This window comes from Melissospora conviva (assembly GCF_049523535.1).
GTDB lineage: Bacteria > Actinomycetota > Actinomycetes > Mycobacteriales > Micromonosporaceae > Melissospora > Melissospora conviva.
The window spans coordinates 129,520-142,449 of the sequence record NZ_JBLLDT010000006.1 but is presented as its reverse complement, the minus strand read 5'-3'; the positions used below and the strand labels follow the sequence as shown (position 1 = coordinate 142,449).

7 protein-coding genes are annotated in these 12,930 nt (G+C 72.3%); 4 read left to right on the top strand and 3 right to left on the bottom strand.

The window, feature by feature from the left end:
• Nucleotides 1-98 precede the first annotated feature (98 nt).
• The gene (locus ACK8GG_RS15590; protein WP_440355122.1) at nucleotides 99-1,853 is read right to left on the bottom strand and encodes a VWA domain-containing protein; all 1,755 of its coding nucleotides are present in this window, start codon (nucleotides 1,851-1,853) and stop codon (nucleotides 99-101) included.
• Nucleotides 1,854-2,120: 267 nt separating this feature from the next.
• Complete coding sequence (locus ACK8GG_RS15585; RefSeq protein WP_440351610.1) at nucleotides 2,121-3,164, bottom strand: lactonase family protein; 1,044 nt, start codon at nucleotides 3,162-3,164, stop codon at nucleotides 2,121-2,123.
• Nucleotides 3,165-3,409: 245 nt separating this feature from the next.
• On the opposite strand from ACK8GG_RS15585, the gene ACK8GG_RS15580 reads away from it, so the two are divergent.
• From ACK8GG_RS15580 to ACK8GG_RS15570, 3 genes are all read left to right on the top strand, one after another.
• On the top strand, nucleotides 3,410-3,997 hold the full coding sequence (locus tag ACK8GG_RS15580; RefSeq protein WP_440351611.1) for a hypothetical protein: 588 nt from the start codon (nucleotides 3,410-3,412) through the stop codon (nucleotides 3,995-3,997).
• 11 nt (nucleotides 3,998-4,008) lie between these two features.
• Nucleotides 4,009-4,884 (top strand): hypothetical protein, encoded by an 876-nt coding sequence (locus ACK8GG_RS15575; protein WP_440356647.1) that lies wholly within the window; start codon nucleotides 4,009-4,011, stop codon nucleotides 4,882-4,884.
• A 214-nt stretch (nucleotides 4,885-5,098) separates the two neighbouring features.
• The gene (locus ACK8GG_RS15570; protein WP_440355120.1) at nucleotides 5,099-5,470 is read left to right on the top strand and encodes a hypothetical protein; all 372 of its coding nucleotides are present in this window, start codon (nucleotides 5,099-5,101) and stop codon (nucleotides 5,468-5,470) included.
• 98 nt (nucleotides 5,471-5,568) lie between these two features.
• Here the strand turns inward: ACK8GG_RS15570 and ACK8GG_RS15565 are convergent, their stop codons facing one another.
• Entirely contained in the window at nucleotides 5,569-10,614 is a 5,046-nt protein-coding gene (locus ACK8GG_RS15565; protein WP_440351614.1) for an NAD-glutamate dehydrogenase, read from the bottom strand.
• Nucleotides 10,615-10,967: 353 nt separating this feature from the next.
• Between ACK8GG_RS15565 and ACK8GG_RS15560 the strand changes: the two genes are divergently transcribed.
• Nucleotides 10,968-12,920: a penicillin-binding transpeptidase domain-containing protein gene (locus ACK8GG_RS15560; RefSeq protein ID WP_440355118.1), complete on the top strand. Its 1,953-nt coding sequence runs from the start codon at nucleotides 10,968-10,970 to the stop codon at nucleotides 12,918-12,920.
• Nucleotides 12,921-12,930 lie beyond the last annotated feature (10 nt).

Below are 12,930 nucleotides of genomic sequence, written 5' to 3'. Positions count from 1 at the left end.
CGTCATGGGTACGTCCCGGGCCCGGGACGGCCACAGCCCCCGCGACACGAGTCGTGGGGGCTGTGGCGGTGGTTCGCCGACGGCGCAGTGGCCGCGGGTCAGCTGCCCGGGGTGCCGCGCATCGAGATCGCCCGCAGCAGGATGTCGCCGATGTCGGTCGGGTCCTGGGTGATGAATACGCCGCCCGTTCCGCCGCTGGACTTGACGATCGACTTCAGTTCGCCCTCGTTGACGTCGGCCCCGATGCCGATGAAGACCAGCTGGATCGGGCGCTCGTCATCCTTGAGCCGCTCCAGTTCGGAGAGGAGCTTGGCGCGGGTGAGGCCCCCCGGGTCGTCCTCGTTCTGCCCGTCGGTGAAGAGCACGATCGAGTTGACCCGGCCCGGCTCCCAGCCGTTCTGCACCTCCTTGTAGGCGGCGAGCACGGTGTCGTAGAGGCCGGTGCGGCTGCCGTCCTTGGGCCGCACCTGGGGCAGTGCACGCTCCAGCTCGCTGCGCTGCGCCGAGAGCGGGCCGATGCCGACCAGCTCCCGGTAGTCGCGGTTGCCATCCAGCTTGGTGGAGAAGATCCAGAGGCCGAGCGCCCAGCTGTCGTCGAAGAGCGCCAGGCCGCGCCGGGCGGCGGCGGCGGTGACCTCGGCGCGGGTCGCCCCGTTGGCCTCGGGCACCTGCTGGTTCATCGAACCGGAGACGTCGATGACCGCGAGCATCCGCCCCGACTGGGTGGTGATCGACCAGCCGGTGACGACCTGCTCGAGCACCTTCGGGTCCACGCCCCCCTTGTCCGGCCCGTCGCTCGCCATCGGCTGCGGCGCCCCGGCGGACGGGCTGGGAGCGCCCTGGGGCGCCGAGAAGCCGCCACCCCAGCTGCCGTCGGCGGCGCGCAGCCCCTGCGCGGCCAGCCGGTCCTTGAAGGCGTCGGTGCCCAGGCGGTCGAAGAGGCCCTTCGCCGCCGAATTCTTGACCGGGTCGAGGCCGGGCAGCACCGCGTACGGGTAGTCCAGGGCCACCGGCTCGGGGGTCAGGTAGAGCGCGGCCAGCGGGATCGGCGGCTTCTTGGCGTTGTAGGCGATGACGTCCTCCTCCGACAGCGGCGCCATGCTCAGCGCCTGCGCCACCGTGGAGGCGTCCGAGGAGCGGGGGAACTTGGCGACCAGGTCCTCCCGCAGGGCGGAGCGGCCGGTCGCCAGCGCCCGCAGTGCGCCGGTGGTCGCCGACTGGACGTTGCCGCCGGCGCTCTGCGCCGCGGCGCTGGTCAGCGCCAGCAGGGCGGAGAGACCGGCGGCGTCCCGGGTCGGGTCGACGATGCCGGCCCGCAGCTTGGTCCCCTTGGTGATCCCCTGGAGCAGGTCGGACCAGGAAGGGGTCTCCTCCGGCCAGCCGAGACCGGTGGCGACCGGCTCGGGCATCGCCACCACGACCGGGCTGCGCGCCACGGAGGCGCCGTTTCCCGGGTCGAAGGCCGCCGCGCCACCGCTGGTCAGCCGGACCAGCCAGGTGGAGGAGTCCGGCACCCAGACGTCGGGCGTGGTGGCGGTGCCACTGGCCTGCCCGACGCCGGAAAGGCTGGCGCCGTGCTTGCCGGCGACGGCCGCCGCGACGTCGACCGAATCGGACGCTTCGACGACGACCTTGACACAGGTGCCGTCGACGGCGGCACCTGTGGACATCCACTCATCGGCCGCTGCCTGGATCGCCGGCGCGATCTCGGGGGCGGCGGCCAGGGCGAGGGGCACCTCGCCGGAACAGGAGGCGCCGGTGAGTCCGCGCAGGGCGAACCACGATCCGGCGGCGACGACGGCGAGCACCAACGTAGCCGCGATGACGCCGGCTCCGCGGATCTTTGAGTTCATGCGATGGCGGCCAGACACGTGACCATCTTGCGGACCGTTGCGGCGCTGTGCCATATCCGTTCGGACGAAAGTTACCCGCCAGAAACAGTTGATCGACACACAGTGACTTTTGGTTACCGAGCGGTTTCTCAATGTCGCCAAAACGGCCGGTAGCCCACTCTAGATCATCTTTACCTGATCTTTCCGGATGAAGCGCCACCGGCCGCCGGCCCGCCGACCTCCGCCACACCGGCCGGCAGCGGCGGCCCGCGGCGCGGACCGGACCACTCAGACGGGCAGCACGCAGGTCGGACTCGGCACCTCGACCGGTTCACCGCAGGGCCGCGGCACCCCGGTCGAGGGGTCGAGGGCGAAGACCCGGATCTGGTGGGCCCGCTCGTCGGCGACGTAGAGATGGGACCCGGCGAAGGCGAACTGACGCGGCCACTCACCCCCGGTCTCCACCTCGTCCAGATGCCGCGGGTCGACATCTGTCAGATCGAAGACAGTGACAGTGCCGACGCCCCGATTCGCCAGATAGAGGAAGCGCCCGTCCGCCCCGACCGCGATCCCGGAGGGCTGCACGTGCCCGCCGCGATCGCTCGCCGGCACCCGGGCTCCGGCGCGCAGCCCGCCGTCGGCGCCGAAGACGATCTCGGTGACGGTGCCGTCCAGCTCGCCGGCGACGTACGCCCGCCGCCCGTCGGGGTGTCGCGCCAGGTGCCGCGGCCCGGTCCCGGCCGGCAGGCGGAGCGGTTCACCGGTGGCGCTGAGCCGGCCGGTCGCCCGGTCCAGCCGGTAGCGGCCGACCAGGTCGATGCCGAGATCGACGACGAGCAGCGAGGCGCTGTCGGCGCCGGGACAGACCTGGTGCGCGTGCGGCCCGGCCTGACGGTCCGGGTCCGCCCCGTGCCCGGCGTGCCGCAGCAGGTCACTGCGCTCGCCGGGCACGCCCTGATCGTCAAGGGGATGCACGGCGACGCTGCCGCTGCCGTAGTTCGCCACGAAGAGGTGGCCGCCGTCGGGCGAGACAGCGAGATGACACGGCTCCTCCCCGCCGGTGTCGCGCACCGCCAACGGCGTCAGCGCACCGTCGGCGTCGAAACGCCAGGCGCTGACAGCGCCGTCGCGGCGCTCGTTGACCGCGTAGAGCACCGGCAGTCGCGGATGGCGGGCCAGATAGGAGGGCGACTCGGTGACGGCGGCAGTCCCGACCACGGTGAGGCCGCCGCCGACCGGATCCCGCCGCGCCAGGACCACCCCCTCGCCACGGCCACCGCCCTGCGGGGTGTAACAGCCCAGAAAGACCAGTTCGCTTTCGGCACGAGCCACGCCCGCCTCCTTCGTCCCGCCCGTCGAATCCTCCTCGATCCAATCAAGATCCTGCCGTGGTCGCAGGTCGAGCCCGCGACCCCCGCCGCCCAGGCACGCCACCACCACCTCGCCAAGGAGCCACGGCGCGCTTCCGTTTCGTCACGCTGTGTCGCTTTTTGCGATACCACTGCGGCAAAGAAACGACGATCGGGGATTGGCGACCACCCTTGCGCGGGAATAGCAGGAGAACCGAAGGAGGAACCATGTCGTCATCGCAGGTAATCGTCATAGTTCTCGCCGTACTGGTCGTCGCCGCCCTGATCGCCGTCGCCGTCGTCGTCATGCGCCGCAGATCACTGCGTCAGCGTTTCGGGCCGGAGTACGACCGGCTGGCCGAGCAGGAGAGCGCCTCGGCCGCCGCGCGTGAGCTGCGAGCCCGGGAGCGGCGCCACGCCGAACTCGAGCTCACCGAACTCGCTCCCGAGGCCAGGGCCCGCTACGCCCACGACTGGGAGGAGATCCAGGCCCGCTTCGTCGACTCCCCCGCCGAAGCCGTCGCCGAGGCCGACGAACTCGTCACCCGGCTGATCTCCGAACGCGGATACCCGACGGAGGACTACTCCAGCCAGCTCGAACACCTCTCCGTCGAGCACTCCCGCACCCTGACCCACTACCGCGAGGCCCACGACATCCAGCTGCGCAACGCCCGCGGCGAGGCCGGCACCGAGGAGCTGCGCCAGGCCGTCGTGCACTACCGCGCGCTCTTCGCCGACCTGCTCGGCGAGCAGCCCGTACCGCAGGAGACCAGCAGCGACCACCCCGACCGTCCCCAGGACGCCACGAGCCGCTAGGAGACACCACCATGCGCTACCAGGACGAACAGACCCGCGACGAGCACCCCGAGACGGTCCGCTCCACCCCGGTGCCGGTGGCCGCGACCTCGCAGGACCCCGACCGGGACGAGCACACCGACGGGCTGACCCAGGAGACCGTCGACGACCGCGGCTCGTACGACCGGGACCACTCCGGCGAGTACGACGCCGACGGCGTACGACGTGACGACGACGTGACGTTCCACGAGCCGGCGCCGGCGTCCACCACCTTCGGCGCCACCAGCGTCGGCGAGGATGTCGCCGCCTCGGCGCTGGCGAACCCGCGTACGGACGTCCAGCCGGACCCGAACGACGACAGCACCGTGGCGGTCGGCGACGGCCGGCGCGACGGCGCCACCGAGGCGGCGACGGCCGACCGGGTCGCCGACACGGACGCCGCCGACCGGGACCCGGCCCTCGGCCGGGGCATCGACACCACCACGACCGACCGGCACACCGACCCGGCGAACTCCGAGGAGCTGGGCACCGACGACTTCACCGCCGCCCACAGCGGCTCCGACGAACTGCCGGCGCAGTCCGTCGCCGACTCGGGGGTCGCCACCGGGCAGCACGAGACCGGCGACGGGCATCACTCCGAAGGCCCGTCGCTGCTGGCCGCCGGCACCGGCACCCACCTCAAGGAGCGCTGGCGCGACGTGCAGCTGCGCTTCGTCGACGACCCGAAGGGCGCCGCCGGCGAGGCCCAGGAGCTGGTCGAGAGCGCCATCGACGAGATCGCGGCGTCGCTCAAGCGCAGCCGCGAGGAGCTCGGCGACTGGCAGGGCAGCAGCGCCGACGACACCGAGAAGCTGCGGATGGCAGTCCGCCGCTACCGCGACTTCCTGGACCGCCTGGTGGCTCTCTGAGCCGGCCACCCGCCCCACCGCAGCGCCCGGGACCTCGAGGTCCCGGGCGCTGTCGCGTGCCCGACCGGGGCGCTTGCCCGTACGCGGCGGTGCGCGGGATGCGCGACGAGGCGGCCGCGGCCGGCATGCCCGGGCGGCAGACGGGTAGCCGGACCGGAAGTGTCCGGCACGCCGAACCGACCACGGGCGCGAAAGCCGACAGGAGGGCGCAGAGATGACCGAGCGGTACCCCGAGCTGGAGGAACCCCTGGAGGAGCTGCCCGAGGTGGCGGCGGCCGTCGAGGACGACACCGCGGTGCCGCAGTTCCTCGCCGACGACGGCATCGACCTCGACGCGGAGGGGCCGGACTTCGTCGCCCCGCAGGATCTGCCGCCGGGCGAGGACCTCGGCGACGACGACATCATCGGCGACGCCTACGGCAGGCCCGGCACCGAGACACTCGGCCGCACCGGGGCCGAGCAGCCCTGGGAGCCCGGCGACCTGGTCCGGGCCCGCGGCGAGGACCTCACCCCGGACAACCTCGCACGGGCCCGGCGCGACCTCGACCAGGACGGCCCGGCCGCCGTCGAGGGCACCGTGCCCTGAGCCCCACCCCGCCCGCACCCGGAGACGCGTCCCGGCCCCCGGCTGATCGCCGGGGGCCGGGACGCGTCTTCGCTCACCGCACGCGGAAGCGGTCGCGCTCAGCCCGCCGCCGAGGTGCGCACCAGGGTGCGGATCTGGCGCAGCAGCACCGACAACGCCGCCAGGTCGGCGCGGGAGTCCTTGAACTCGCTCATCGCCTGCCGGGTACGCCCGATCGCTGTGGTGTTCAACTGCTCCCAATGCACTACCCGGTCCTCCGGGCTCATCGAGGCGTCCGTCGCCGCGAGCACCTCCGCGGTCAACGCCGCCAGGGCGGCGTAGAGGTCGTAGCGCAGCGCCATCCGGGCCAGCGTCTGCCACCGGTCGTCGCGCGGCAGCAGCGAGATCTTCGACAGCAGCGCGTCGACCCGGAAACGGTCGGAGAGGACGAAGTAGAGCGCGCCCACCTCCTCCACGTCGCGCCCGGTCTGCGCCGCCGTCTCCACGATGTCCAGCAGACCGAAGCCGTACATCAGCCGGGTGCTGCGTTCGGCCAGCTCCCGCGGCAGGCCCTGCTCGGTCAGCTCGTCGATCCGGGCGGTCAGCGCCGCCCGCTCGTCGCCCTGGAAGAGCCGCTCCAGCTCCGGCAGGAGCCGGGCCACCCCGTCCCGCAGCCGGGCGATCTCGGCCGGCACGTCCAGCGGTGAACGCCGGTTGGTGACCAGCCAGCGCACCGCCCGGTCGAGCAACCGGCGGCTGTTGAGGTAGACCGTCGTCTGCAACGCCGTCGGCACGGCGTTGTCGAGCGCCTCCGCGGCCGCCCAGAGCTCCCGCAGCCCGAAGACGTCCCGCACCACCACGTAGGCCCGGATCACATCGGCCGGCGAGGCGTTGGTCTCCTCCACCACCCGGAAGACGAACGAGATGCCGCCCCGGTTGATCGCCTCGTTGACCAGCACCGTCGTGACGATGTCACGGCGCAGCCGGTGGCCGGCCATCCGCTCGGCGTACCGCTCGCGCATGGCCGGCGGGAAGTAGTTCGCCAGCACCTGGGCGGTCCACTCCTCGTCGGCGATGCCGTCGGTGAGGATCTCCCGCTCCAGCCCGATCTTGATGTAGGACATGAGCACCGCGAACTCCGGCGCGGTCAGACCCTTGCCGCGCGCCGCCAGCTCCTCGTCGGAGGCGAGCGACTCCAGCTCCCGCACCAGCTGCCCGCTGCGCTCCAGATCGTCGATCATTCGCCGGTGCACCGGCAGCAGCGACGGCGCCTGCACCAGCGAGTTGCCGATCGCCCGCGCCTGGTCGTAGTTGTCGCGCAGCACCAGCGCCGCGACGTCGTCGGTCATCTCGGCCAGCAGCCGGTCCCGGTCGGGCAGGGCCAGCTCACCGTCGGCGACCGCCCCGTTGAGCAGGATCTTGATGTTCACCTCACGGTCGGAGCAGTTGACCCCGGCCGCGTTGTCGATGAAGTCGGTGAAGACCCGGCCGCCGCCGAGGGCGTACTCGATGCGGCCGTGCTGGGTGCAGCCGAGGTTGCCGCCCTCGCCCACCACCCGGCAGCGCAGCTGCTTGCCGTCGACCCGGATCGGGTCGTTGGCCTTGTCCCCGACCTGGGCGTGCGTCTCGAACGAGGCCTTGACGTACGTGCCGATGCCGCCGTTCCAGAACAGGTCCACCGGCGAGGTCAGGATCGCCCGGATCAGCTCGTGGGGCGAGAGCGCGGTGACGTCCTCGTCGAGCCCGAGCCGCGCGCGCACCTGCCCGGTGATCGGGATCGACTTGGCCGTGCGCGGGTGCACCCCACCGCCGGCCGAGATCAGCTCCGGGTTGTAGTCGCCCCAGGAGGAGCGGGGCAGCTCGAACAGCCGGCGCCGCTCCACCCAGGACGCCGCCGCGTCCGGGTCCGGGTCGAGGAAGATGTGGCGGTGGTCGAAGGCGGCCACCAGCCGGATGTGCTCCGACAGCAGCATGCCGTTGCCGAAGACGTCGCCGGACATGTCGCCGACGCCGACAACGGTGAAGTCCTCGGCCTGGGTGTCCAGGCCCAGCTCCCGGAAGTGCCGCTTGACCGATTCCCAGGCGCCGCGGGCGGTGATGCCCATCTTCTTGTGGTCGTAACCGGCCGAGCCGCCGGAGGCGAAGGCGTCACCGAGCCAGAAGCCGTACGCGGTGGAGATCTCGTTGGCGGTGTCGGAGAAGGTCGCGGTCCCCTTGTCGGCGGCGACCACCAGGTACGGGTCGTCGCCGTCGTGGCGCACCACGTCCGCCGGCGGCACGAGCTGCCCGCCGACGATGTTGTCGGTGACGTCCAGCAGCGCGGAGATGAACTCGCGGTAGCAGACGACGGCCTCGTCCCGGTCCCCCGGCTTCTGCTTCAGCACGAACCCGCCCTTGGCGCCGACGGGCACGATGACGGCGTTCTTCACCATCTGCGCCTTGACCAGGCCGAGCACCTCGGTACGGAAGTCCTCCCGCCGGTCGGACCAGCGCAGCCCGCCCCGGGCGACCGGCCCGAACCGCAGGTGCACGCCCTCGAAGCGCGGCGAGTAGACGAAGACCTCGTACTTGGGCCGCGGCTGCGGCAGGTCCGGGATCGCCTGCGGGTCCAGCTTGAACGCCACGTACGCCTTGGGTCGCCCGTCGGCGCTGCGCTGGTAGAAGCTGGTCCGCAGGGTTGCCTGGATCAGCATCAGGTAGGCCCGGATGATCCGGTCCTGGTCGAGGCTGGCCACGTCGTCGAGCGCCGCGCCGATGCGGTCGACGAGCTCACGTGCCCGCTCGTCGCGCTCGGCCGGGTCGGCCGGACCGTCCGGGGCGAAGCGGGCCTCGAAGAGCTCGACCAGCAGCCCGGCCAGGTGCGGGTAGGTGACGAAGGTCGACTCCATGTACTCCTGGGAGAAGACGGTGCCGGCCTGGCGCAGGTACTTCGCGTACGCCCGCAGCACCACCACCTGCCGCCAGGTGAGCCCGGCGTGCAGCACCAGCTGGTTGAAGGCGTCCACCTCGGCCTCACCGCGCCAGGCGGCGGCGAAGGCGTTCTCCACGTTCGTGCGGACCTCGGCCAGCTCGCGGTGCCCGGCGGGCAGCTCCAGCCCGAAGTCGTAGAGCCAGACCCGGCCGTCGCGCCGCTGGACCTCGTACGGTCGTTCGTCGACGACCTGCACACCGAGGGAGTGCAGCACCGGCAGCACGGCGGAGAGCATCATCGGCTCGCCGTAGCGGTAGACCTTGAACCGCACGTCCTGCTTGGCGGGGACCCGGACCGCACGCGGCGGGTACTGCTTGCGGAACAGGTGCATCTCCAGCTGCCCCGGCTCCTCGAGCAGCTCGAGCTTGGCGAGGTCCTTCATCGTCTCGTACGGGGTGTGCCCGTCCTTGTACGAGTCGGGGAAGGCGTCGGCGTAGCGGGTGAAGAGGTGCTTGGCCTGCTCGTCACCGAGTTTGCGTTCCAGCACCAGGCGGTAGTCGTCGTCCCAGTGCCGGGTCGCGTCGGAGAGCTTCTCGACCAGCAGGTCGGTGTTCACCTCGCCGGGCGGGTCGGCCGGGTCGGTGCGGACGATGAAGTGCACCCGCGCCAGCATCGACTCGGTGACCCGGGTGGTGTAGTCGACGCCGATGCCGTTGAGCTCCGCCAGCAGGATGTCCTGCATCCGCAGCCGGTTCGCGGTGGTGAAGCGGTCCCGCGGCAGGTAGATCAGGCAGGAGACGAAACGGCCGTACGCGTCGCGGCGTACGAAGGCGCGCAGTTGCCGGCGGCCCGCCATGCGCAGCACGTCGATCGTGGCGTGGTAGAGGTCGTCGGTCTTGATCTGGAAGAGCTCGTCGCGGGGGTAGGTCTCCAGGATCTGCAGCAGGTCCTTGCCGGAGTGGCTGCGCTCGCTGAGGCCGGAGCGCTCCAGCACCTCGGCGACCTTACGGCGCACCACTGGGAGTTCCCGCACGCTGGTGCGGTAGGCGGCGGTGGAGAAGAGCCCGAGGAAGCGGCGCTCGCCGATCACCTCGCCGGAGTCGTTGAAGACCTTGAAGCCGATGTAGTCGAGGTACGCCGAGCGGTGCACGGTTGCCCGGGAGTTCGCCTTCGTGATGATCAGCAGCCGCTTCTCCAGCGCCTTGTCGTGCGCCTCGGCCGGCATCGACGACAACGCCCGCCCGCCGCTTGCGCCCTGGCGCAGGATGCCCAGGCCGGTGCCGAGCACCGGTTCCAGCACCTTCTCGCCGGGCCGCTGCCCGTCGACCGCGTCCCCGTCGACGAGGCGGTACTCCCGGTAGCCGAGGAAGGTGAAGTGGTCGTGCGCCAGCCAGCGCAGCAGTTCGACGGAGTCGGTGATGTCCTTCTCCGGCACCGGCGGCCGGTTGTCGGAGGTACGGGCGGCGGCCAGCTCGTCGGCCAGCTCCAGCGCCTGCCGGCGCATCCGCTGCCAGTCCTCGACCGCCTCGCGCACGTCGGTCAGCACCCGCTGCAGCTCGCGGCGCAGCTCGTCGCGGGCGCCCTCGCCGCGGACCGGGTCGATCTCGACGTGCATCCAGCTCTCGACGATGTCCCCGTCGATCGCGTCGTCCGGCTCGACGTTCGCGGCGACCTCGGTCAGCCGTCCCAGCGGCTCGCGCCGGACCACGACCAGCGGGTGCGCCAGCAGGTGCACGTCCAGGTGGCGGGAGGTGAGCAGGGCGGTCACCGAGTCGACCAGGAACGGCATGTCGTCGGTGACGATCTCGATGACCGAGTGCTGCTGCTCCGGTCCGGGTTCGTGGATACGCAGCTTCAGCTCGCCCGGCACCCGCTGCTCGGCGAGCTCCTTGTGCTCGCGGGCCGCGGTGATCATCTGTTCGGGGGTGAGCCCGACGAGATCCTCGTCCGGGGCGAAGCGCCAGAACCGGGCCACCAGGGTCGCCGTGTCGTGGTCGTCGCCGGCCATCGTCACCGCCTGGGCGACGAGGCGCTCGGCGTTCGGGACCGCCGCGTCGAGCTCGCTCTCCTCGATGTCGTCGGCGAGGGCGCCCGGCGGAAGCCCGAAGCCGGACCGGCTGTCCGGGCCGGTCGCCCCACCACCCCTGCCCGGCATCCGGGTCGCCTGCCCGCCCGGCACGGCCGAGCTGTCGTTCCGGCCGCCACGTGCGGGCCGGAGATCGGGTCCAATGCTGCTTCTCGGACGCCGGTCCATCGGTGCCACTCCCCTCGACCCACCACGCTGTGGGTCACTCTTGCGCCCACACTAAGCCTTCGCGATCGGCCACCGACGCGGTGGATCGCAGTCCGGGCGCCGATATCCGCCGTTGTTGTCCGGTCTGTGGTGCGGCGCGCAACCGGCGATGAAGAACACGGACATGCCTCACCGGAGTACCCAGCAGCGGTGGCTTCCTCACCCCGGGGGCAGGGCAGGTTCTTCCGGCCGGTGGGCCGGACCCGAGCGGCCCGCCGGCCGCACACGTCGCTGGCGCGTCGCCGCGGAAGGGCCAGCGCAGCCACCGCCGCAACGGCTAGGGTGCCCACGAGCCGCATCTGGAGGGAAGTCGCATGCCCCTGGCATCACGCACGGCGCTGCCCCGCGCACGACGGTCGGTGGCCGTCCTGGCCGCGCTGATCCTGGTCACGACAGGACTGGCCGCCTGCTCCGCCGAGGGTGACGTCGAACGGGACATCGACGCCTTCCTCAACGGCTGGACCACCGGCAGCCTGCATGATGTCGGCTTCCTCAACCCCGCAGGCCAGCGGATCGCCGCCGACACCGTGGCGACCGAGATCGCCGGCCTGGTGGGGGATCTCGGCGACACCCCGCCGAAACTCTCGCGCAGCGGCGACGTCCGGGTGCAGGGCAACGGCGCCGACGCCGCCTTCAGCGTGCAGTGGACCCTGCCGGGGGACGTGGCGTGGAGCTACACCCGGCCGATCAGGCTTCAGCGCGGCGCCGACGACAGGTGGCAGGTCATCTGGGAGCCGGCGCTGGTGCACGAGGGCATGACCAGCGGCGACCGGCTGGCCGTGACCCGCCTGACCGCAGCCCGCGCGGCGGTGCTCGACGGGGTCGGCGAGCCGATCGTGGCGCCCCGGCCGGTGGTCACCGTCGGCGTGGAGCCGCAGGCGGCCGAGAACCCGCGACAGCTCGCCCGCGACCTGGACGCCGCCTTCAAGGCCGTCCGCCCGCGGCTCACCCCCGCCGTCGATGTCTCCGATCTGCCCGCGCGGCTGGCCGAGGCGAAGCCCGACGCCTTCGTCGAGGTGGTCACCCTGCGCCGCGAGGCGTACGACCAGATCAAGCCCCGCATCTACGACCTGCCCGGCACCCGGTTCCGCGAGGGTGAACTCAACCTCGCCCCGACCCGCGAGTTCGCCCGCGCGCTGCTCGGGTCGGTCGACCAGGCCACCGCCGAGGACCTCGCCGCGAAGCCCGAGGTGTACGCCGCCGGCGACCTGGTCGGCCACGGCGGCCTGCAGGGCCGCTACGACGAGCGGCTGCGCGGCGGCACCGGGGTCGGCGTCTCGATCAACCGTCCCGGGCCGGACGGCACCGTCACCACGACCGAGATCTTCCGCCAGGAGCCCGCGGCCGGGGCCCCGGTGCGGACCACCCTGGACGTGGCGACCCAGAACGCCGCCGACGCGGCCCTGCACGGCGAGAAGCGGCGCGCCTCGGTGGTGGCGATCCGTATCAGCGACGGCGCCGTCCTCGCCACCGCCAACGGCCCCGGCGCCGCCGGGCAGAACCTTGCCTTCACCGCGCAGGTGCCACCGGGCTCGACCTTCAAGATGGTCAGCACACTGGGGCTGCTCGACGCCGGCGCGGTGAAGCTGGACACTCCGGTCGCCTGCCCGAAGACCTTCACCGTGGAGGGCCGTTCGTTCAAGAACGCCAACAACTTCGCACTCGGCCGGGTGCCCTTCCGGACTGACTTCGCCGAATCCTGCAACACCGCCTTCGCCGCCCTGGCGCCGAAGCTCGGCCCCGACGGCCTCGCGGCGGCCGGGCGCAGCCTGGGCCTCGAGGGCCAGTGGGACCTGGGGCTGGAAGCGTTCAGCGGCAAGGTCTCCACCGGCGGCCCCGCGGTTGAGCAGGCCGCGGCCTCCTTCGGTCAGGGCACCACCCTGGTCAGCCCGCTGGCGATGGCGTCGGCGACGGCCGCGGTGGCCCGCGGGCACGCGGTGCAGCCGAAGCTGCTCCTCGACCCGGTGCCCGGCTCGCCGGCCGCCGAAGGGGCGCCGTTGAACGCCGAGTCGGTCGCGGCGCTGCGCACGATGATGCGCGAGGTCGTCACCAAGGGGACCGCCACCAGCCTCGCCCGGGTGCCCGGCGGCCCGGTCCACGGCAAGACCGGCACCGCCGAGTACGACGACAACCCCGCCCACACGCACGCCTGGTTCGTCGGCTGGCAGGGTGACGTCGCCTTCGCCGTCTTCGTCGAACAGGGTGGCGGCAGCGGCGACAGCGCCGTACCGATCGCCGGACGCTTCCTGCGCGGCCTCAACCGCTAGGACCGCGGCG

Bases quoted from the DNA above. Each gene is read 5' to 3' on its own strand.
- ACK8GG_RS15590 (WP_440355122.1), bottom strand. From the start codon at position 1,853: ATGAACTCAAAGATCCGCGGAGCCGGCGTCATCGCGGCTACGTTGGTG.
- ACK8GG_RS15580 (WP_440351611.1), top strand. From the start codon at position 3,410: ATGTCGTCATCGCAGGTAATCGTCATAGTTCTCGCCGTACTGGTCGTC.
- ACK8GG_RS15575 (WP_440356647.1), top strand. From the start codon at position 4,009: ATGCGCTACCAGGACGAACAGACCCGCGACGAGCACCCCGAGACGGTC.
- ACK8GG_RS15570 (WP_440355120.1), top strand. From the start codon at position 5,099: ATGACCGAGCGGTACCCCGAGCTGGAGGAACCCCTGGAGGAGCTGCCC.
- ACK8GG_RS15565 (WP_440351614.1), bottom strand. From the start codon at position 10,614: ATGGACCGGCGTCCGAGAAGCAGCATTGGACCCGATCTCCGGCCCGCA.
- ACK8GG_RS15560 (WP_440355118.1), top strand. From the start codon at position 10,968: ATGCCCCTGGCATCACGCACGGCGCTGCCCCGCGCACGACGGTCGGTG.